Genomic DNA, 21,306 nt, shown 5'->3' with positions numbered 1-21,306 from the left:
CAGGAGTCGCCTCATGAGCTATCAGCATCAGTACATTGACGGTACGCGCATCCACTTTCCGGTGGGCAAAGTGGTCTGTATCGGCCGTAACTACGCCGAGCATGCCAAAGAACTGAATAACCCGGTGCCGACCGAGCCGCTGCTGTTCATCAAGCCCGGCAGTTGCGTGGTGGCGCTGGAGGGTGGGTTCACCATCCCGGCCGAGCGCGGCTCAGTGCATTACGAAGCTGAGATCGCGGTGCTGATTGGCAAACCGTTGACCAAAAATCCGTCGGCTGAAGAAGTGCTGGATGCGATCACCGGTTTTGCCCCGGGCCTCGACCTGACCCTGCGCGACGTGCAGAGCAAGCTCAAGGAAAAGGGGTTGCCGTGGGAAATCGCCAAATCGTTCGACGGCGCGGCAGTGTTGGCGCCGTTCGTGTCGGCTGATGCTTACCCGGATTTGACCGATATCGGTATTCGTCTGACCGTCAATGGCGAACTGCGTCAGGACGGCAACAGCAACCTGATGCTCAACCCGATCGTACCGATGATTCAGTACATGGCCTCGTGTTTCTCGCTGCAAGCGGGCGATGTGATCATGACCGGCACCCCGGCTGGCGTGGGTCCGTTCAATGTCGGCGATGAAATTGTGCTGGAACTGACTGGCCAGAGCCGGTTCGAAAGCAGCGTTCGCTGATCGATCAAAGCCATTGTAGGAGCGGGCTCGTCGGATCGCCGCACCGCCGCGATCAGTTTGACGCGGTGTGCCTGACACACCGCCATCGCGGGCAAGCCCGCTCCTACAGGGTTATTCAGCGCTTGAGGGTTTTCACGCCTTCAGCAGTGCCCAGGAACAGCAGATCCGCCGGCCGCGCAGCGAACAGGCCGTTGGTCACGACGCCAACAATGGCGTTGATCTGGGTTTCCAGCTCCACCGGATTGGTGATGTTCATGTTGAACACGTCGAGAATGATGTTGCCGTTGTCGGTCAACACGCCCTCGCGGTACACCGGGTCGCCGCCCAGTTTCACCAGCTGACGGGCCACGTGGCTACGGGCCATCGGAATCACTTCCACCGGCAGCGGGAACTCACCCAGCACCGACACCAGCTTGCTGCCGTCTGCGATGCAGATAAAGGTCTTGGCTACGGCTGCGACGATTTTTTCGCGGGTCAGTGCTGCGCCGCCGCCTTTGATCAGGTTCAGGTTGGCGTCGCTTTCGTCGGCGCCGTCGATGTAGAACTCCAGATCGCTGACCGTGTTCAGCTCATACACCGGAATACCATGGCCTTTCAGGCGAGCTGCAGTGGCTTCGGAACTGGCGACAGCACCGTCGAACGCGCCTTTGTGCTTGGCCAGTGCGTCGATGAAGCAGTTGGCGGTGGAGCCGGTGCCGACGCCGACGACGCTTTTGTCATCGAGTTTCGGAAGGATGAAGTCGACAGCGGCTTGGGCCACGGCCTGTTTGAGTTGATCCTGGGTCATGCGGGCTCCACGGTACGAAATGGCTCGATCCTGTTGGAGTTGCCGAAGGCTGCGGTCGACAGCGAAGCGGTCGTAATGAAGGTCGTACCGACCTTATCGCAGCCTTCGGCAGCTCCTACACGTGAGCAGCGGTGTGCAAAAGGACGCGCATTATAGCGGTAAGGCGGGCGCAAAACCCCGTCATTCGTAGGGGCGCTCGTCCGAGGGCTGGGGTAGACTTCTGGCCTTGTCCTTATTCGCCAGTGATGCTTTCCGATGCTCGAACAGTACGCCAAGAAAATCCTCACCTCGCGCGTTTACGACGTCGCCATCGAAACCCCGTTGCAGCCCGCGCGCCAGCTGTCTGAGCGCCTGCATAACAAGGTGTTGCTCAAGCGCGAAGACTTGCAGCCGGTGTTCTCGTTCAAGATTCGCGGCGCCTTCAACAAGCTCGCGCAGTTGAGCGACACTGAACGCGCGCGGGGCGTGGTCACGGCGTCGGCGGGCAATCATGCGCAAGGGCTGGCGCTGGCGGCCAAGGTGATGGGGGTCAAGGCCACCATCGTCATGCCCAAGACCACGCCCGAGATCAAGATCGAAGGCGTGCGCTCGCGTGGCGGCATCGTGGTACTGCACGGCGACACTTTCCCCGAGGCGCTGGCGTTTTCCCTGAAGCTGGTCGACGAAAAAGGCTACGTCTACATCCACCCCTACGACGATCCCGACACCATCGCCGGCCAAGGCACGGTGGCGATGGAAATCCTGCGTCAGCAGCCCGGCAACCTCGACGCGATCTTTGTTCCGGTGGGCGGCGGCGGGCTGATCGCCGGCATCGCGGCCTACGTCAAATACCTGCGCCCGGAAATCAAGGTGATCGGCGTCGAGCCGGACGACTCCAACTGCCTGCAAGCGGCGATGGCGGCCGGTGAACGCGTGGTGTTGAGCCAGGTCGGGCTGTTCGCCGATGGCGTGGCGGTGGCGCAGATCGGCCAGCACACCTTTGATATCTGCAAACACTACGTCGACGAAGTGATCACCGTCAGCACCGACGAAATTTGCGCGGCGATCAAGGACATCTACGACGACACCCGCTCGATCACCGAACCGGCCGGCGCGCTGGGCGTGGCCGGGATCAAGAAGTACGTCGAGCTGTATGGCGTCAGCGGTCAGACCCTGGTGGCCATCGATTCCGGGGCCAACGTCAACTTCGACCGCCTGCGGCATGTCGCCGAACGCGCTGAATTGGGCGAAGGCCGCGAGGCGATCATCGCCGTGACCATCCCCGAGCAACCGGGCAGCTTCAAGGCCTTCTGCGAGGCCATCGGCAAGCGCCAGATCACCGAATTCAACTACCGCTACAACACCGACCGCGAAGCCCACATCTTCGTCGGCGTGCAAACCCACCCGGAAAACGACCCACGCGCCGCGCTGCTGGCCAGCCTGACGCAGCAGGGTTTCCCGGTGCTGGACCTGACTGACAATGAACTGGCCAAGCTACACATCCGCCACATGGTCGGCGGGCATTCGGCACGGGTCAGTGATGAAGTGGTGTTCCGTTTCGAATTTCCGGAGCGGCCAGGCGCGTTGTTCAACTTCCTCAACAAGCTTGGCGGGCAGTGGAATATCTCGATGTTCCACTACCGCAACCACGGCGCGGCGGACGGTCGAGTGGTGGCGGGTTTGGTGGTCCCGGAAGACGAGCGACACCTGATTCCGGCGGCGCTGGCGGAAATCGGCTACCCGTATTGGGATGAAAGCGACAATCCGGCTTACAAACTGTTTCTGGGCTGAAGTCGTCAAACCGGGCACGCTGCTAGGCTTAACAGCACGACCTGACAGGATTTAAAGAAAATGGAACATTTCACCGCGCTGAAAATGCTGCACATGGTCAGCACCGTACTGTTTTTCATCTGCGCCCTGGCGTTGGTGGTCTGGATTATTCGCGGACGGCGTTCAGGCGACCTGACGGTGCAGAACCGCGCCATGCAGCGGCCTTGGGTGTTTGTCTGGTTGTTGATGGGCCTCTGCTTGTTGGTCTTGCCCATCAGCGGTTGGTGGTTGGTGCACTACGCAGGCTGGCCGTTGGGCCAGACCTGGCTACTGGCGGCGAGCGTGCTGTATACCTTTGGTGCCTTGAGCTGGGCGTGGCTGGCGGTGCGGGTCAATCGACTGCGCAGGCCTGTGATCGTTGGCAATCCGACATTCACTCTCGCGCTGTCGATCTTCAGCGCAGTGTGTTTCATAGCGATTGCGGGGTTGATGGGGGCGAAGCCGATTTGATTGATGCGGTTCCTTTCTGACAGACAAAAAAATGCCCCGAACCAGTCGGGGCTTTTTTATCCAGCTTACTTATTCAGCGTTGCTTAGCCTTCGCGATTGCGCGTCAGCAGGGCTGGCTTCTCGCCGCGTGGGCGGCTTGGCAGTTGGTCGAGTTGCTCGGCCGACGGGAAGCGGTCGCTTTTTGACTCTTTGTGCATGATCTTCGGCTGCGGCTGCCCGTCACGAGGATTGCGAACGGCTGGCTCTTGGCGTGCAGCGGCGGGTTGATCCTCACGCGCGGGGCGGCGATTGCGTGGCTGCTCCTCACGACGGGCCTGACCGTCGCGTGGTGCGCCATTGCGTGGACCGCTGCGCTTGGCCGGTGGTGTGCCGGTGGAGGCGCCAGTGCCGGTGCGTGGACCGCTTGGGCGACCCGTGCTCGGTGCTGCGGCACCTGGAGCAGCCGGCGCGCCTGGACGACGACCACGGCCCTGACCCTTGTTCGGGTACGGGCTGACGTAGTCGGCCTTGTTGCCGAAGTTATCCACGTCGTCATCCAGGAACTCGTCCGGAGCACGGTTGGCACTATCGGCACGTGGAGTCGCTTGGCGCTGTTCGCGGGCTGGAGTGCCTTCACGAGGCTTTTGCGCAGCGCGTTCAGGACGAGCGCCGGATGATTTTTCCTGGCCCTTGTCTTTACCTTTGTCTTTACGACCGCCACCGCCGCCACCGCCGTTCGGACCATCGCCGCGTGGGCCACGAGGTGCGCGTGGGTTGCGAACGTCTGGACGCTCACGAACTTCAGGCTTCTCGGCTTCAACCGCATTGATGTCGAAACCCATCAGGTTGCCGTCGGCGATTTTCTGCTTGGTCATGCGTTCGATGCTTTTCAGCAGCTTTTCTTCGTCCGGCGCTACCAGTGAAATCGCTTCACCACTACGGCCTGCGCGGCCGGTACGGCCGATGCGGTGAACGTAGTCTTCATCAACGTTCGGCAGTTCGAAGTTGACCACGTGCGGCAACTGATCGATATCCAGGCCGCGGGCGGCGATATCGGTTGCGACCAGTATCCGTACCTGACCGGCTTTGAAGTCGGCCAAGGCTTTGGTTCGGGCGTTCTGGCTCTTGTTGCCATGGATCGCCACAGCGCTCAGGCCGTGCTTGTCCAGGTACTCGGCCAGACGGTTGGCGCCGTGCTTGGTGCGAGTAAATACCAGAACCTGTTCCCAGGCGCCGGCAGTGATCAAATGCGCCAGCAGCGAACGCTTGTGGTTGGCCGCCAGACGGAAAACGCGCTGTTCGATACGCTCGACCGTGGTGTTCGGCGGCGTGACTTCGATGCGTTCCGGGTTGTGCAGCAGCTTGCCAGCCAAAGCGGTGATGTCGTTGGAGAACGTCGCCGAGAACAGCAGGTTCTGGCGTTTGGCAGGCAGGCGGGCCAAGACTTTTTTCACGTCATGGACAAAGCCCATGTCGAGCATGCGGTCGGCTTCGTCGAGGACAAGAATCTCAACGTGAGACAGGTCGACGCTGCCTTGGCCGGCCAGATCGAGCAAGCGGCCAGGGCAGGCTACCAGCACGTCAACGCCTCTGGACATGGCCTGGACCTGCGGGTTCATGCCGACGCCACCGAAAATCACGGCGCTGACGAACTTCAGGTTTTTCGCGTACACCTTGAAGCTGTCGTGTACTTGCGCCGCGAGTTCGCGGGTCGGGGTCAGGACCAGAACGCGCGGTTGGCGCGGGCCATGACGCTGGGATTTGTCCGGGTGGCCATTGGGAAACAACCGTTCCAGGATCGGAAGGGCGAAACCACCGGTTTTGCCTGTACCTGTCTGGGCCGCAACCATCAGGTCGCGACCTTGCAACACGGCGGGAATGGCCCGCTGTTGCACCGGAGTAGGCTGGGTATAGCCAGCAGCCTCGATGGCGCTGACTAAAGCCTCGGAGAGACCGAGGGAAGCAAAGGACATGAGTAATCCTGTTTGTAGTTAGGGCTGAGCCCATTGAGAGATCTTGCCTGGCGCGAATGGCGTTTAGAAGACGCAATCCCGTCCGGTCCTGCTGGGCTGTCACATACATTCCGACACATCGACGCATGAAAGAAAAAAGCGCGACGGGTGTGATCGGGAGGCTGTTGCTAGACCAAGCGTCCGGGCGTAAGCCTGGCGGGAAGGCCGGAGTATAACAGAGCAATCACAGTGCGCCGCTTTCCTGCTGCTCAACGGTTTTATGCGCCAGTGGTGCGGCGGTTGCGGGGCTGGCGGGCAATTGAGGTTCAGGCGCTATCACTTCACCGGTATAGCGGGCAACCAGTTCAGCGTACGCCGCCTCGCGTTTGAAGCGTTTGAGCTCTGCAGCGAAACGTTGGACCAGCAGGTCCATGCCGGCTTTTTTGCGTACCGCCAGGTATTGCGGTCGCTTGCTGATGACCATTGGCGACTGGGTGACCTGGTCGCGGGCCTTCAATTGGTCGAGCAGGTATTCGCCAACGCGTCGGTCGGTAACCACCAAATCAACGCGCCCGAGCAACAGTTTGCCGAAGTTGGCTTCATGGCTCGGTGCGGCTTCGCGAATGAACAGCGGAGAGCTCTCGAAATCCTGGCCATAGACATAACCCGGCGATACGCCCACGGTCAGCCCGTGCAAATCATTCAGGTATTGAATCGGGTGAGGGCGGGCGTTCGCGTAGAAAAGCACCCATTCGACATCGGACAGCGGCTCGCTGGGGTACAGCAGCAAATTTTCACGTTCGGGACTCTTGAAGATATCCAGCGCACCGTCGGCCTGACCTTGCTCCAGCATCGCCAGACAACGCTTCCATGGCAGGAAGTGCCATTCAACATCGATGCCCAGGCGCTGGAAGATAATCGCCGTGGTGTCGTAGTCCAGCCCGCGCGGTTGCCCGTTTTCCATGTACACATAAGGCGCCCAGGGTTCCGTGACGATGCGCAACTTCTCGGCCCAAGCAGTGAAACTCAGGCACGTGAGGAGCGCAGCGGTCAGAAACTGGAGGATGACGGGCATGGCTTGAGGTTACGACGGACGTTGTTCAAATAGAAGCTCTGGGTCGCCGCCTGTGGCTAAAGGACTATTTTTTTCGGGTGCCATGTTGCAGCAGATGACGATAAATCACCTCCTGCTGTTTGCCCAGCAACATACTGACCGGCCAATGGCTTAGCCAGCTTTTCAGCTCACTGGATTCCAGCGCGCGCTGCATGCGCTCTTCGGCGTTTTCCTGGGCTTTTTCCCACCACACTGACGAGCAGGCGCGGTCGAATTCATTCTTGTGCCACGCGCAGCCATACAGAATTTCGCGCAGGAACTGACGCTGCATCGACGGTGCGTGGGCAGTCGCAGCCTTGTAAATCAGGCGCTTCCAGGTCGGTGGACGTGGCAGGGTCGTCGTCACTTGCCGAGTGTCGTCCAGCGCTTGCGGGCTAAGCGGCGTATCCCCGTGCTTGGCCAGCCAGGCGCGCACTTTGGCGCGGAACAGCTGCTTGCGGCTCCAGTAATGATGGATCAGATCGCTGCACTCTTTGACCTCTTTGGTCCGGTAAGACGCGACTGCCAAGCAAAACTCTTCGAGATTGAAGGAAGTGGAGACTTCTGGATAAAACTCGTCCATCAACGCGATCGACTGGTCGAGCACGCCCGCATCTTCGCGCATCAGGCCAATAACGCCGGAGTTGAGCTGCACCATGTCATCGTCGGCCAGCCCTCGGGCGGCCAGACGCTCGGAGAGCACTTGGTGCAGTGGGTATTGTCGATGGTCGCCGTAGCGCGGATTGAAGGCGTTGCACAGCAAGGTGCCGGGCTTGATCCGATCAAACAGTCTCATCGGAGAGGCGAGAAAGAAGGTGTCGGTGTCTATCAACAGTGCGCAATCCGATTCCTTCAATACCAGGCGCAAGGCTTCATGCTTGGTGCGAAAGTGATAGCCGTGGGGAGCGCTCCAGGCGGCTCGTGTTTCATTATCCAGCGGGCGCACGCGGACGGGCAGTTTCGCATAGGGCGCGGGATTGTCGCTGAACACCTGAATATCGATGGTTTGATCAGGGGTTTCGCGCATACCGGCCAAGGCACTGGCGATACTGAATACAGCTTCCTGGTGATAGGTGTCGGCACCGAAAACCAGGTAAATAAGCTGCGGGGCTTGCGAGGTAGCGCTAGAAGAATTCAACAAGGTGCGTCCGTGGTCCGGGATGTAACAGACCCTCGCCAAGCGGGAGGGTCTGCTGATTCAACAGGCTTGGATGTTACAGAAGCAAGCTGACCGCGTTAGATTTGTTTTTAACGTGGCAGTTGCAAATTATTCCAGATCGCCAGGCTCGGCTCGGCCTGATTGAGGGTGTAGAAGTGCAGCCCTGGGGCGCCACCTACCAGCAGTTGTTCACACATCTGACTGATGACTTCTTCGCCGAACGCCTGGATGCTTTGCACATCGTCGCCATAGGCTTCCAGTTGCTTGCGGATCCAGCGTGGGATCTCTGCACCGCAGGCATCGGAAAAGCGCGCCAGTTTGCTGTAGTTGGTGATTGGCATGATGCCCGGCACCACAGGGATGTTGACGCCCATTTTCTGCACGCGCTCGACAAAGTAGAAATAGCTGTCGGCGTTGAAGAAATACTGGGTGATCGCGCTATCGGCGCCCGCATGAGCCTTGCGCACGAAGTTGGCGATATCGTCTTCGAAATTGCGTGCTTGCGGATGCATCTCTGGATAAGCGGCAACTTCGATATGGAAGTGGCTGCCGGTTTCTTCGCGAATGAAGGTCACCAGATCGTTGGCATGACGCAACTCACCGCTGGCCATGCCCATGCCGGAAGGCAGGTCACCGCGCAGCGCGACGATACGTTTGATCCCGGCGTTCTTGTACTGCGCAAGCAGGGTGCGCAAATCGTCCTTGCTGTCACCGACACACGACAGGTGCGGCGCGGAAGGAACTTTGACTTCGCTTTCCAGCTGCAACACGGTGGTGATCGTGCGGTCGCGGGTCGAGCCACCGGCACCGTAGGTGCAGGAGAAAAAGTCAGGGTTGTAACCGGCCAACTGACGCGCAGTGGCGAGCAATTTTTCATGCCCGGCATCGGTCTTGGTCGGGAAAAATTCGAAGCTGTAGCGGCGGTCTTGGGACATTTTTATATCCTGGGGAGCAGGAGGGCAGACGCGATCCCTGTAGGAGCGGACTTGTCCGCGATAAGGTCGGAACGACCTTCAGAAAATCGGCGTTGTGCCAGCCTGTCCTGATAACAACTGTTTGCGACCGCTGCGCGGTCGATCGCGGGCAAGCCCGCTCCTACAAGCGAGCGGGCTGCCTGACCAATCAGTAGCGGTAAGCGTGCGGCTTGAACGGGCCTTCCACGGTGACACCGATGTACTCGGCCTGGGTCTTGGTCAGTTGAGTGACCACACCACCGAAACCACGGACCATTTCCAGCGCGACTTCTTCGTCGAGTTTCTTCGGCAGCACTTCAACAGTCAGGCGCTCGGCTTTTTGAGCGGTCGACAGGTCGGCGTATTTCTGACCGAACAGGAAAATCTGCGCCAGAACCTGGTTGGCGAACGAGCCGTCCATGATGCGGCTTGGGTGGCCTGTGGCGTTGCCCAGGTTAACCAGACGGCCTTCGGCCAGCAGGATCAGGTAGTCATCGTTGTGCGGATCGAAAGTGCCAGCACCGGTACGGTGGATCTTGTGTACCTGCGGCTTCACTTCTTCCCATGCCCAGTTCTTGCGCATGAAAGCGGTGTCGATTTCGTTGTCGAAGTGACCGATGTTGCAGACAACAGCGCGCTTCTTCAGGGCTTTGAGCATGTTTGCGTCGCAAACATTCACGTTACCGGTGGTGGTCACGATCAGGTCGATCTTGCCCAGCAGTGCGGTGTCGATGCTGGCGGACGTGCCGTCGTTGATCCCGTCGATGAACGGCGAAACCAGTTCGAAACCGTCCATGCAGGCTTGCATGGCGCAGATCGGGTCGACTTCGGAGACTTTAACGATCATGCCTTCCTGGCGCAGCGACTGTGCCGAGCCCTTGCCCACGTCACCGTAGCCGATGACCAGCGCTTGCTTGCCGGACAGCAGGTGGTCGGTACCACGCTTGATCGCATCGTTCAGGCTATGACGGCAGCCGTACTTGTTGTCGTTCTTGCTTTTGGTCACCGAGTCGTTGACGTTGATGGCAGGGATTTTCAGCTCGCCCTTGGCCAGCATGTCCAACAGACGGTGAACGCCAGTGGTGGTTTCTTCGGTAACGCCGTGGATGCGGTCCAGCATTGCCGGGTATTTCTTGTGGATGATCTCGGTCAGGTCGCCGCCGTCGTCGAGGATCATGTTGGCGTCCCAAGGCTGGCCATCTTTAAGGATGGTCTGCTCGATGCACCACTCGTACTCTTCTTCGGTCTCGCCTTTCCAGGCGTAAACCGCGATGCCGGCAGCAGCGATAGCAGCGGCGGCCTGGTCTTGAGTCGAGAAAATGTTGCAGGACGACCAGCGTACTTCGGCACCCAGGGCAACCAGGGTTTCGATCAGCACGGCAGTCTGAATGGTCATGTGGATGCAGCCGAGAATCTTCGCGCCCTTGAGCGGTTGTTCGCCGGCGTACTTGCGACGCAGACCCATCAGGGCAGGCATTTCGGATTCAGCGATGATGGTTTCGCGACGGCCCCAGGCAGCCAGGGACATGTCGGCGACTTTGTAGTCGGTAAAATCTGCGGGCGTGATTACAGCACTCATTGTGAGTCTCCATTCGTAGTGTGCGAATGGGCGCCGTTGTGCGTTTAAGGTTTGGCTGGCTGATTCCTTATAAGGGAAGGCCGGTCAAACAACGCCCCATCCGAGCCTGACAGGAGAAACCTGCTGCAGCGCCCCTCGGACAGGTGGCGGGAAAACGGTATCAAGAGAAGATGGCCGTTTTGAAACGGTGCTGATTATAGCTGCGCCGGCGGTTCTTCCCAAGGCTTTCTGTCGCATAAATCCAAGGAAACTAATGGCCACTATAGAAACAGCTGGATAGAGGGAATGGCACAGGTCTGCCATGATTACCGGCATCAATCGGCAAGACGGTCAGGAGTGAGCATGAATTTCCACACCCGCAAATGGGTCAAGCCCGAAGATCTCAACCCCAACGGCACGCTATTCGGCGGCAGCCTGCTGCGCTGGATCGACGAAGAAGCGGCGATCTACGCGATCGTGCAGTTGGGTAATCAGCGCATCGTCACCAAGTACATTTCCGAGATCAACTTCGTCAGCGCCTCGCGCCAGGGCGACATCATCGAGTTGGGGATCACCGCCACCGAGTTCGGCCGCACCTCCATCACCATGACCTGCGAAGTGCGCAACAAGATCACCCGTAAAAGCATCCTGACGGTGGAAAAAATGGTGTTCGTCAACCTCGGCGAAGACGGCCTGCCCGCACCGCATGGCCGGACGGAAATCAAGTACGTCAAAGACCAGTTCCAGGATGAGGCCATAGAGTAAAGCCGCGCACCGACCTCTGTAGGAGCGAACTTGTTCGCGAGGCGGTCCGTCTGACGCGCCGCGTTAAACCTCTCGCCAACAAGTTGGCTCCTACAACAAACCGTCGATCTGTCAGACGTTAACAGCCTGCGCCTGCCGCTTCTGCAAGTAGATGTAAAACAACGCGGTCAGCAGGGTCAGCACCGCGCAGGCCGCACCTGTCCACGGTAGATCCGCCAGGTCAGTGCCGCTGGCGACCACCAAACCACCGACCCAGGCACCGATCGCATTGCCGAGGTTGAATGCGCTCTGATTCAAGGTCGACCCCAGGTTCGGCGCGTCACTGGCCTGATCGATAATCAGCAGTTGCAGTATCGGGCACAGAGCAAACGCCACCACGCCCCACACCAACAGGGTGATGGCCGCCGGTACCACGGAATGAACGGTCTGGCTGAACAGCGCAACGATCAGTACCACCGCAATCGACATCCCCACCAGTGACGGCAGTAAACGGCTGTCCGCCAGCTTGCCGCCGAGCATGCTGCCGCCGGTCAAACCCAGCCCGAAGATCAGCAACATGATGGTGATGCCGTGAGGGCTGACGCCAGTCACGTCGCGCAAAATCGGTGCGATATAGGTGAAGACGCTGAATAGACTGATGGAGGCCATGACGCTCATCGCCAGCGCAAGCAGCACGTTAGTTTTACCCAGCACGCGGAATTCGGTAACCAGATTGCCCTTTTCCATGGGGATTTCTTTTGGCAGCCAGATCATCTGCGCAATCACCGCGAGCACGCCGATCAGCGACACCGCCCAGAAGGTCGAGCGCCAGCCGGCGACTTGCCCCAGTGCCGTACCCAAGGGCACGCCGAGCACGTTGGCCAGGGTCAAACCGGTAAACATCAGCGCGATGGCTTGCGCTCGTTTGTTCGGGGCCACCAGGCCGGCAGCAACCACCGAACCGATGCCGAAGAAGGCGCCATGGCACAGCGCGGTGATCACGCGCGCGGCCATCAGCGCCGCATAAGTCGGCGCCAATGCGCAGAGCACATTGCCGAGGATGAACATCAGCGTCATGCCCAGTAGCGTGGCTTTGCGTGGCATGTTCGCGGTGGCGATGGCGAGAATCGGCGCACCGAATACCACGCCCAGCGCGTATCCGGTAATCAGCAGGCCGGCGCGAGGAATGCTGACATGCAGATCGGTGGCGACGTCGGGCAACAAGCCCATGATCACGAATTCGGTGGTGCCGATGCCGAAGGCGGCAACCGCGAGGGCTAGCAAGGCAAGGGGCATGCGTTGGGGCTCCGTCTTGAGGCTGGAAATCTGTACTCTTGACGCCCTGATCAGGCACACGCATGCGAGTAGCCGATTCGATCCAGTAAGGATTGAGCCGGGTAGATGCAGGATTATTGGAATTAGAGTGCGTAGCTGGTGTGGCGTAATGCCGAGAGTATATCTGGCTGCTGACACATCTCGAATGAAATAAATAGGACTTTAGACAAGGAAGCGCTCGGTGTTGGCAACGGTTTTGGTGTTGATCGCAGCGGTACTGCATGCAACCTGGAATACCTTGATCAAATTCAGTGGCGAGCGATTGCTGGTGATTGCCAGCATGGACGTTGTCGCGTTTACCTTCGCGGTGGTAATGCTTGGTTTCGTTTCGCCGCCACCCGCGGCTGTGTGGCCGTGGATGATCGGATCGGCGGTTTTCGAACTGATCTATCGCGTCCTGCTGATCCGGGCCTATCGCGTTGGCGACCTGGGCCTGGTCTACCCGCTGATGCGCGGACTTTCGCCATTGGTAGTGCTCGGGTTGACCCTGGTGTTTGCCGGCGAGCACCTCACCACCCAACAAATCCTCGGCATTCTGTTGATTCCGTGCGGCATGGTCTGCCTGCTGTGGCAGGGCGGAGGTGGCGCGCGTTTGCCATGGTCTATGTTGCCAGTGGTGGGGCTGATTGGCCTGTGCATCGGTTGTTACACCTGGATCGACGGGCATGTGCTGCAACTCGGCGCGCAGCCGCTGGATTATCTGGTGTGGCTCTCGCTGATCAGTGCCTGGCCGTTTCCGTTGATGGCGCTGTGCAGCAAGCGGCAGGCGTTTACCCTGTTCTGGCGCGAGCAATGGCGTCTGGGAATTAGCGTCGGGCTGTGTGTTCTATTGAGTTACGCGCTCGTGCTGTGGGCCATGCAATTGGGCTCGGTGGCGGAAGCGGCGGCCTTGCGTGAAATCAGCGTGGTGTTGGTGGTGCTGTTCGGCATGCGCTACTTGAAAGAGCCTTTCGGCAGGCCCCGGCTCATGGCCTGTGGGCTAGTGTTGCTGGGGATGCTGTTGATGAAGTTAAAACTATAAGGAGCAATGCATGACGGTATCTTTCTGGTGTGTATTGATCGCGATCTTTCTGCCGTACGTGTGCACGTGGATTGCCAAGTTCAGTGGTGGCAAGTTCGGCCCTCGGCAAAATCACGATCCACGGGCTTTTCTTGAGGGTCTGCAAGGCTTTGCCAAGCGCGCGGATTACGCGCAGCGCAACAGCTTTGAAGTGTTTCCGGCATTTGCCGCCGCCGTGATCATCGCCTCCAATGTGGGGAATGCCCTGCCGGTGACGATCGATGTACTGGCCGTGCTGTTTATCACCACTCGCCTGTTGTACATCATCTGCTATCTGGCGGATTGGGCCGTTTTGCGTTCAATCGTCTGGTTCGCCGGCCTCGCGCTGATCACGGCAATGTTTGTCGTCTCCGTGTGACTGCGGCAATGGCGTACTTGGCGTTTGCCGGCCAGCCGAGGATACTGGCGGCCGTCTTCCCCAGCCCGTAGCCATCATGATTCTGAAAAGACTGTGCGTAGTATTGCTGGCCTGCCTGACCTTGAGTGCCTGCGGCGGCGTTGACCCGAACTCGCCGTTGGGGCAGCGCAAGGCGATCTTCAAGCAAATGCTCAAGACCAGTGAAGACCTGAGCGGCATGCTGAAAGGGCGCGTGGCATTCGATGGTCAGCGCTTCACCGAGGGCGCCGCCAAGCTGGACAGCCTGTCGCACAAGCCGTGGAAGCATTTTCCGTCAGTGAAGGAATCCTCCAACAGCAGCGCCAAGGACGATGTCTGGCAGAAGCAGGCACGTTTTCAGGAGTTGGCGACGACGTTGGAATCAGCGACGGGCGAGCTGGTGGTCGCGAGCAATGCCCGGCCGTTCAAGGTCAGCACTCTTAGCCCGGCAGTGCAGAAGGTTCAGGATTCGTGCGAGGCGTGTCACAAAGAGTTTCGTGATCATTGACCGCGAACCCACGTCAATCTTCACTCGGCTCGACCTTCTCCAGCTCCACCTGCGCGTCCTGCAATTCCTTGCGCGACTCGGCCAGTTTGTCTTTGCGCTTGTTGATCTTGTCCGGATCGCCTTTGCCCATCGCTTTGTTCAGGTCTGCCTGACGTCGGCTGACTTCATGCTTGGCATCCAGCACTTTCTGTTCGAGCTGCTTAAGTAGCGTCGCATCGTTGCAATTGGCCGTGGCTTCGCTCAGGGCTTTTTCCAGTCCCGCCTGTTGTTCACTGTTACCGCTGGCCTTGGCCTGTTCGATCTGGGCGCTGATGTCCTGTCGTTTGGCCGCGCAGCCAGTGAGCTGGGGCTGAGCCTCTTCGGCAGCAAACAGCACCGCTGCCAACAGGCTGCACGCGGTGAACACAATCAGCGGTGACAAAAATCTCATATACGCTCCCTTGAGTGTGTCCCTGAAAGATGACGTCGAGCTAAAAACCTTCTATTTCCTGAGCCCGCAAGTGGTCGCCGAGCGCCTGGACATGCGGATCACTGAAGAAAGCTACAAGCTGTGCCGCCCGTCCCGCACCAATACCGGGTTCGGATTGCCACTGCTCGAGGCTCTTGGACGCCAAAACGGCCCATTGGTTGCCAAGCTCGATAGCAGAAGTTGGCGGCAGACCCAGTGCTTTAAGCCAGCGCTGAAACGGTTGTTGTCGTGCACTTTGAAAACTGCTGAGCAGTTTAGCGCTGCTGCGCTCGCCAAATCCGGAAATGTTAGCGACTTCGGTCACATTGAGCGCCATCCAGTCGAGCAAGCCATTGATGCGTCCGGCCTGTATCAACTTGTCCCAAGTGCCGGGTCCGACGCCGGCCATGGCCAGGCCATTCTTGCCGCTGAGCCACACCAGCCGCGCCTTAAACTGGCTTTCGCAACCGGGAGTCGGCTGCCAGCAGCTCAAGGCGTGATAGTCGCTTGCCAGGGGCACGTTTAACTCGGCTCGTTCGACACTGCGCGATACCACCGTGTCGAGGCGTGGGATGGTCAACCCGGCGAGGCTGATCGCCACCTGGTCGCCGGGGCGGATATCCAGTTGTTGCCAGCGCTGCAACGAGCCGACGCTGATGCGTTTTACTTGCCGATCATCCAATTGCACCGGCTCGATATCCAGCACCGGCGTAATTCGCCCACTGCGTCCGATGTTGAAATTGACCTTGCGCACCTCCGCCAGCGCTTGAGCAAAAGGGTATTTCCACGCTGCGATCCAATACGGCGCTTTAGCCTGCCAGCGCTCTGCAGGAAGACGCTGACTTTGGCGCAAAACCACGCCATCACTGGCGAATGGCAGGGGGCTGCGATACCAATGCTCGCGCCATTGTTGCGCCTGGGCGAAGGTTTCCAAGGGGTGGCTATACAGCGCACTCTCGGGAAACCCCAGAGCGCTCAGGCCGGCTAGCCGCGCAGGCAAATCTGCCGGCCCTTCAGGCCAGTCCCAAACGAACAGTCCAATATTGTCTGCATCGCTAACGCTGAGTTTCTTGCGCGCCAGCAACCCGGCAACACTCCCCCGCGCGTTGGCGCTGCCGCCGGTGGCTTGCACATGATCCTGCAAACGCCAGTACAACTCGCCTTGCAACACCAGGCGTTCTGAACTGGGCAGTCGCTGAGGGACCGCCGCCGCCAGACGCACATGCGCAGTCCAGTCGTGGCCGTTAACCCCGTCGCCGCGACTGATGGCCTGCTTTAACTCACCGTTTTCATACACCAGCGTCACCGCGACGCCATCGACCTTGGGCTGAATCCACACGTCCTGACGACCCTTGAGCCACGCCTGCACGGCGCGCTCGTCCGGTAGCTTGCTCAAACCAGTGTGCGGGATGGGATGTGCGACCGGGCCAACGGCGGTTTTCAGTGGGTTGTCGTCATCCGCGTTGGCGGGATAACAACTATGTAACTGCGTGAGACGCGCGCGGGATTGGTCGTAGAGTTCATCGGCAACTTGCGAAACGCCCAGCCGATGATAGCTGTCGTCCCATTGGCTGATTTGTTGCTGCAGGGTGGTGATTTCCTGATGGGCTTTGGTGGTGGGCCAGTCGGGGCAGGTGTTGGCGGTGGCGTTCAGGCAGGTGAAGGCGAGTAGGCAGGCGGTGATTGAGCGCAGCATCGAAGCGTCCTTGCTTGGAGGGAGGCTTATGAGGCTAGTTGCTAGTGTTGGCCGGTAGAGATTTGGCTGGTTACCGGGTTTTTCGGTGCTAGTGCCGACGTCATCGCGGGCAAGCCCGCTCCTACATTGAGAGTTCAATCTGTAGGAGCGGGCTTGCCCGCGATGAGGTTCTGTCAGACACAAAAAAGCCCCAGCCGACCAAAATCGACTGAGGCTCTTTCAACCACTAACGCGTATTACAAACCAGCAGCAGTTCGCAGGTCGGCGGCGCGGTCGGTTTTTTCCCAGGTGAACGTGGTGAAGGTGTCGTCGCCCACGGTCTTGGTTTGCGGCGTGCGGCCGAAGTGGCCGTAAGCTGCGGTTTCCTGGTACATCGGGTGCAGCAGGTCGAGCATCTTGGTGATTGCGTATGGACGCAGGTCGAAGTGCTCGCGGACCAGTTGAACGATCTTGTCGTCGCTGATCTTGCCGGTGCCGAAGGTGTTCAACGAGATCGAAGTCGGTTGTGCGACGCCGATGGCGTAGGAAACCTGAATCTCGCCAGCGCTCGGCGAGGCCAGCAGCGACGATGTTTTTGGCAACGTAGCGGCCAGCGTAGGCAGCCGAACGGTCAACCTTCGATGGATCTTTACCGGAGAACGCGCCGCCGCCGTGACGGGCCATGCCGCCGTAGCTGTCGACGATGATCTTGCGACCGGTCAGGCCGCAGTCGCCCACTGGGCCACCGATGATGAACTGGCCAGTCGGGTTGATGTGGAACTGGGTGTCTTTGTGCAGCAGGTGAGCTGGCAGCACGTGTTTCACGACCAGTTCCATAACGCCTTCACGCAGGTCGGCGTAGGAGACTTCCGGGTTGTGCTGGGTCGACAAAACCACCGCGTCGATACCGACCACGATGCCGTTTTCATAGCGGCAAGTGACCTGGGATTTGGCGTCTGGACGCAGCCAAGGCAGCAGGCCCGACTTACGCGCTTCGGCCTGGCGTTTTACCAACTGGTGCGAGAAGGCGATCGGTGCAGGCATCAGCTCTGCGGTTTCGTTGCTGGCGTAGCCGAACATCAGGCCTTGGTCGCCAGCGCCTTGATCTTCAGGCTTGGCGCGGTCAACGCCCTGGTTGATGTCAGGCGACTGCTTGCCGATGATGTTCATCACGCTGCAAGTGGAACCGTCGAAGCCGACGTCGGAGCTGGTGTAGCCGATGTCGTTGATCACGTCACGAACGATCTGCTCCAGGTCAACCCAGGCAGTGGTGGTGACTTCGCCGGCAACGATGGCAACGCCAGTCTTGACCAAGGTTTCTACAGCGACACGAGCCTGCTTGTCCTGAGCAATGATGGCATCCAGCACCGCATCGGAGATCTGGTCGGCGATTTTGTCCGGATGCCCTTCAGACACGGACTCGGAGGTGAAAAGAGAGTATTCGCTCATCTCGACGGGTTTCCTGAATTGTACTGATGGTGAGGGTTGCCAGCCGGTCGCTGAAAGTGGCGAACCTGGATCTGGAAACCATTACGTAAACCTACATAGAGGCTTTCCCCGGGGACCAGCCCCGCAGCGCTGGCCCAGCGGGCCAAATCTTCCTGTTCAAAACCCAACCAGAGATCGCCGCAGGCCTCCTTGGCCCAACTCTGGTCGTGGCTACACAACTCTGTCACTAATAAGCTACCGCCTGGTTGCACCAGGTGGGCCAGCTGTTTAAGGGCTTCGGCCGGCGCGGCGAAATGATGAAGCACCATGTTCAACACTACGCAGTCGGCACTGATGTCGGCGTCGCTCAAAGCGTCCGCCAGGCGTAGTTCGACATTGCCCAGCGCCTCGCGCTCGCACAATTGACGCGCCAGTTCCAGCATCGCCGGGCTGTTGTCCAGCGCCGTAACGTGACTGAAGCGCTGCGCCAGCTCGGGCAGAAAACCGCCGTCGCCGGGGCCGACTTCCACTGCCGTAGCGTCTTTGCCGAAGTTCAGCTTGTCGAGTAACGACAACAAGCTTTCACGATATTGCGCCAGACCGGCGATCAAATCCTGCTGAGCGCGAAATTTTTCCGCGACCCGGGCGAAGAAGTCCTGACTGGCGGCTGCCCGTTGCCGATGCACCAGGCTAATACGCGCCTGGACGTCGAGCGGCAGCTCAAGATTATCCGTTTCATCGAGCAGCGCCGCGTGCAAACGGCCGCCCGGTTGCTCGGTGTGAGGCAGGGCGCGACGGTAGAAAATCGCGTTGCCTTCGCGACGGGTCGCCACCAGCTCGGCCTGCGCCAGCACCTTTAAATGGTGGCTCATGCCTGATTGGCCGATGGCGAAAATCTGCGCCAGTTCCAGCACGCCGAAAGAGTCGTTGGCCAGCGCGCGCAGCACATTGAGTCGCAGCGGATCGCCCCCGGCTTTGCACAAGGCAGCCAGGTCGTCGCTTTCATCGGTGCGGATTTCGGGCGCGGGCAAATTCATAAGGCAGGCAGTCTAGAGGCCGATGCCGTACTTCGCAATAGCAATATCAAAAAGTTTTGATATTGCTCGATAAGTGGCGTTTTTCTGTCGCACACGTTTGCGCTTGTAGGACGAATGATCCAGCGTCTGCGGGAAATCCCGATTTGGCCCGGCTGCGATGCAGTAAACACAGGAAAAACTGCTCCAATGACTATCTGTCATTGCCCCCGGACCTATGCCTGAGGGAAAATGCTCACCTTTTTCCAGCCCTACCCTTTCAGTTCCAGGAGATCAGCGATGCCCAGCCGTCGTGAGCGTGCCAACGCCATTCGTGCCCTCAGCATGGATGCCGTGCAAAAAGCCAACAGCGGCCATCCCGGTGCCCCTATGGGCATGGCGGATATCGCCGAGGTGTTGTGGCGTGACTACCTGAAGCACAACCCGAGCAACCCTTCGTTCGCCGACCGTGACCGCTTCATCATGTCCAATGGCCACGGTTCGATGCTGGTTTACTCGCTGCTGCACCTGACCGGTTACGACCTGTCCATCGACGACCTGAAGAACTTCCGGCAACTGCACAGCCGCACACCGGGTCACCCGGAATATGGCTACACCCCAGGTGTTGAAACCACCACCGGCCCACTGGGTCAGGGCCTGGCCAACGCTGTCGGTTTCGCCACCGCTGAAAAAGTGCTGGCGGCGCAGTTCAACCGTCCAGGGCACAACGTCGTCGACCACCACACCTATGTGTTCCTGGGTGATGGCTGCATGATGGAAGGTATTTCCCACGAAGTTGCTTCGCTGGCGGGCACTTTGGGCCTGGGCAAGCTGATCGCGTTCTACGATGACAACGGCATCTCCATTGATGGTGAAGTCGAAGGCTGGTTCACCGACGATACGCCGAAGCGTTTCGAAGCCTACAACTGGCAAGTGATCCGCAACGTCGACGGCCATGACGCCGACGAAATCCGGACCGCTATCGACACCGCGCGCAAAAGCAGCCAGCCAACCCTGATCTGCTGCAAGACCACCATTGGTTTTGGTTCGCCGAACAAGCAAGGCAAGGAAGATTGCCACGGCGCTCCACTGGGCGCTGAAGAGATCGCTCTGACGCGCGCTGCGCTGAAATGGAACCACGGTCCTTTCGAAATCCCGGCGGATATCTACGCCGAATGGGACGCGAAAGAAGCCGGTGTGGCCGTCGAAGCCGAGTGGAACCAGCGTTTTGCTGCGTATTCCGCTGCTCACCCGGAGCTCGCCAACGAGTTGGTTCGTCGCATGAGCGGCGAATTGCCGGCTGACTTCTCCGCAAAAGCCGCTGCTTATATCGCTGAAGTGAACGCCAAGGGCGAAACTATCGCCAGCCGTAAAGCCAGCCAAAATGCCTTGAGCGCTTTCGGCCCGATGCTGCCTGAATTCCTCGGCGGTTCGGCTGACCTGGCCGGTTCCAACCTGACCATCTGGAAAGGCTGCAAGAGCATCACCGGCGACGACGCCAACGGCAACTACCTGCACTACGGTGTGCGTGAGTTCGGCATGGGCGCGATGATGAACGGTATCGCCCTGCACGGCGGCTTCGTTCCTTACGGCGCCACTTTCCTGATCTTCATGGAATACGCGCGTAACGCAGTGCGTATGTCTTCGCTGATGAAGAAGCGCGTGATCTATGTGTTCACTCACGACTCCATCGGTCTGGGCGAAGACGGCCCGACGCACCAGCCGATCGAACAGCTGACCAGCCTGCGCACCACGCCGAACCTGGACACCTGGCGCCCGGCGGATGCCGTGGAATCGGCAGTGGCCTGGAAGCACGCGATCGAGCGTAACGACGGTCCATCGGCGATGATCTTCTCGCGTCAGAACCTGACTCACCAAGCCCGCGACGCCGAGCAACTGGCGAACATCGCGCGTGGTGGTTATGTGCTGCGTGACTGCGTCGGCGAGCCGGAACTGATCCTGATCTCCACTGGTTCCGAAGTCGGTCTGGCGGTTCAGGCGTATGACGCACTGACCGCTCAAGGTCGCAACGTGCGCGTGGTTTCCATGCCCTGCACCAGCGTCTTTGAAGCGCAGGACGCGTCGTACAAGCAAGCGGTCCTGCCGCTGCGAGTCAGCGCTCGTATTGCTATCGAAGCTGCTCACGCGGACTACTGGTACAAGTACGTCGGTCTGGAAGGTCGCGTCATCGGCATGACCACCTTCGGCGAGTCGGCGCCTGCGCCTGCGCTGTTCGAAGAGTTCGGTTTCACCCTGGAAAATATCCTGGGTACGGCTGAAGAGCTGCTGGAAGACTAAAA

Annotated in this window: 18 protein-coding genes, 1 pseudogene and 1 riboswitch; of the genes and pseudogenes, 8 read left to right on the top strand and 11 right to left on the bottom strand. The window is 59.4% G+C overall.

Going from position 1 to position 21,306, the window contains the following annotated elements; translation table 11 throughout:
- The first annotated feature begins 13 nt into the window (after nt 1-13).
- Complete coding sequence (locus ACF0H7_RS29990) at nt 14-679, top strand: fumarylacetoacetate hydrolase family protein (protein WP_397450407.1); 666 nt, start codon at nt 14-16, stop codon at nt 677-679.
- 115 nt (nt 680-794) lie between these two features.
- Here the strand turns inward: ACF0H7_RS29990 and rpiA are convergent, their stop codons facing one another.
- Nucleotides 795-1,466 carry a ribose-5-phosphate isomerase RpiA gene (gene rpiA / locus ACF0H7_RS29985; RefSeq protein ID WP_397450406.1) on the bottom strand — a complete coding sequence of 224 codons (672 nt, stop codon included), beginning with the start codon at nt 1,464-1,466 and terminating at the stop codon, nt 795-797.
- Nucleotides 1,467-1,721: 255 nt separating this feature from the next.
- Here rpiA and ilvA point away from each other — a divergent pair, with 255 nt between their 5' ends.
- Entirely contained in the window at nt 1,722-3,236 is a 1,515-nt protein-coding gene (gene ilvA / locus ACF0H7_RS29980; protein ID WP_397450405.1) for a threonine ammonia-lyase, biosynthetic, read from the top strand.
- Between the two features lie 60 nt (nt 3,237-3,296).
- Nucleotides 3,297-3,725, top strand: a complete 429-nt coding sequence (locus ACF0H7_RS29975) for a DUF2269 family protein (protein WP_397450404.1) — start codon at nt 3,297-3,299, stop codon at nt 3,723-3,725.
- A gap of 83 nt (nt 3,726-3,808) precedes the next feature.
- Here the strand turns inward: ACF0H7_RS29975 and ACF0H7_RS29970 are convergent, their stop codons facing one another.
- The 5 genes from ACF0H7_RS29970 to ahcY form a co-directional block, all read right to left on the bottom strand.
- Nucleotides 3,809-5,677 (bottom strand): DEAD/DEAH box helicase, encoded by a 1,869-nt coding sequence (locus ACF0H7_RS29970; RefSeq protein WP_397450403.1) that lies wholly within the window; start codon nt 5,675-5,677, stop codon nt 3,809-3,811.
- 223 nt (nt 5,678-5,900) lie between these two features.
- Complete coding sequence (locus ACF0H7_RS29965; protein ID WP_397450402.1) at nt 5,901-6,731, bottom strand: substrate-binding periplasmic protein; 831 nt, start codon at nt 6,729-6,731, stop codon at nt 5,901-5,903.
- 64 nt (nt 6,732-6,795) lie between these two features.
- Nucleotides 6,796-7,887, bottom strand: coding sequence for a hypothetical protein (locus tag ACF0H7_RS29960; protein ID WP_397454069.1), 1,092 nt, complete (start codon nt 7,885-7,887; stop codon nt 6,796-6,798).
- Between the two features lie 110 nt (nt 7,888-7,997).
- Nucleotides 7,998-8,843, bottom strand: coding sequence for a methylenetetrahydrofolate reductase [NAD(P)H] (gene metF, locus ACF0H7_RS29955; RefSeq protein ID WP_397450401.1), 846 nt, complete (start codon nt 8,841-8,843; stop codon nt 7,998-8,000).
- Nucleotides 8,844-9,030: 187 nt separating this feature from the next.
- Nucleotides 9,031-10,440, bottom strand: coding sequence for an adenosylhomocysteinase (gene ahcY / locus ACF0H7_RS29950; RefSeq protein ID WP_397450400.1), 1,410 nt, complete (start codon nt 10,438-10,440; stop codon nt 9,031-9,033).
- Between the two features lie 21 nt (nt 10,441-10,461).
- Nucleotides 10,462-10,583, bottom strand: a riboswitch (S-adenosyl-L-homocysteine riboswitch).
- Between the two features lie 199 nt (nt 10,584-10,782).
- On the opposite strand from ahcY, the gene ACF0H7_RS29945 reads away from it, so the two are divergent.
- Nucleotides 10,783-11,184, top strand: coding sequence for an acyl-CoA thioesterase (locus ACF0H7_RS29945; protein ID WP_397450399.1), 402 nt, complete (start codon nt 10,783-10,785; stop codon nt 11,182-11,184).
- Nucleotides 11,185-11,295: 111 nt separating this feature from the next.
- On the opposite strand, the gene ACF0H7_RS29940 is transcribed toward ACF0H7_RS29945, so the two are convergent.
- Nucleotides 11,296-12,459: an MFS transporter gene (locus tag ACF0H7_RS29940; protein WP_397450398.1), complete on the bottom strand. Its 1,164-nt coding sequence runs from the start codon at nt 12,457-12,459 to the stop codon at nt 11,296-11,298.
- A 220-nt stretch (nt 12,460-12,679) separates the two neighbouring features.
- On the opposite strand from ACF0H7_RS29940, the gene ACF0H7_RS29935 reads away from it, so the two are divergent.
- The 3 genes from ACF0H7_RS29935 to ACF0H7_RS29925 all read left to right on the top strand — a co-directional run bounded on the left by ACF0H7_RS29935 (nt 12,680) and on the right by ACF0H7_RS29925 (nt 14,442).
- Nucleotides 12,680-13,519, top strand: a complete 840-nt coding sequence (locus tag ACF0H7_RS29935; RefSeq protein WP_397450397.1) for an EamA family transporter — start codon at nt 12,680-12,682, stop codon at nt 13,517-13,519.
- A gap of 10 nt (nt 13,520-13,529) precedes the next feature.
- Nucleotides 13,530-13,916, top strand: a complete 387-nt coding sequence (locus tag ACF0H7_RS29930; protein WP_397450396.1) for an MAPEG family protein — start codon at nt 13,530-13,532, stop codon at nt 13,914-13,916.
- 76 nt (nt 13,917-13,992) lie between these two features.
- Nucleotides 13,993-14,442, top strand: coding sequence for a c-type cytochrome (locus tag ACF0H7_RS29925; protein WP_397450395.1), 450 nt, complete (start codon nt 13,993-13,995; stop codon nt 14,440-14,442).
- Nucleotides 14,443-14,455: 13 nt separating this feature from the next.
- Here ACF0H7_RS29925 and ACF0H7_RS29920 read toward each other — a convergent pair whose 3' ends face one another.
- From ACF0H7_RS29920 to ACF0H7_RS29905, 4 genes and pseudogenes are all read right to left on the bottom strand, one after another.
- The gene (locus ACF0H7_RS29920) at nt 14,456-14,872 is read right to left on the bottom strand and encodes a DUF1090 domain-containing protein (protein ID WP_397450394.1); all 417 of its coding nucleotides are present in this window, start codon (nt 14,870-14,872) and stop codon (nt 14,456-14,458) included.
- A 40-nt stretch (nt 14,873-14,912) separates the two neighbouring features.
- The gene (gene ligB, locus ACF0H7_RS29915; RefSeq protein WP_397450393.1) at nt 14,913-16,586 is read right to left on the bottom strand and encodes an NAD-dependent DNA ligase LigB; all 1,674 of its coding nucleotides are present in this window, start codon (nt 16,584-16,586) and stop codon (nt 14,913-14,915) included.
- A 236-nt stretch (nt 16,587-16,822) separates the two neighbouring features.
- A pseudogene (gene metK, locus ACF0H7_RS29910) lies at nt 16,823-18,014 on the bottom strand (methionine adenosyltransferase).
- Entirely contained in the window at nt 18,011-19,030 is a 1,020-nt protein-coding gene (locus ACF0H7_RS29905) for an ArsR/SmtB family transcription factor (protein ID WP_397450392.1), read from the bottom strand. Before ACF0H7_RS29905 ends, metK begins: the two are co-directional and overlap by 4 nt.
- A 276-nt stretch (nt 19,031-19,306) precedes the next feature.
- Between ACF0H7_RS29905 and tkt the strand changes: the two genes are divergently transcribed.
- Entirely contained in the window at nt 19,307-21,304 is a 1,998-nt protein-coding gene (gene tkt, locus ACF0H7_RS29900; protein WP_397450391.1) for a transketolase, read from the top strand.
- The last annotated feature ends 2 nt before the right edge of the window (nt 21,305-21,306 follow it).

The organism is Pseudomonas sp. NA-150, assembly GCF_044336365.1.
Taxonomy (GTDB): Bacteria; Pseudomonadota; Gammaproteobacteria; order Pseudomonadales; family Pseudomonadaceae; genus Aquipseudomonas.
Note: the sequence above shows the minus strand (reverse complement) of the source record. Positions and strands in the feature narration are given on the sequence as shown.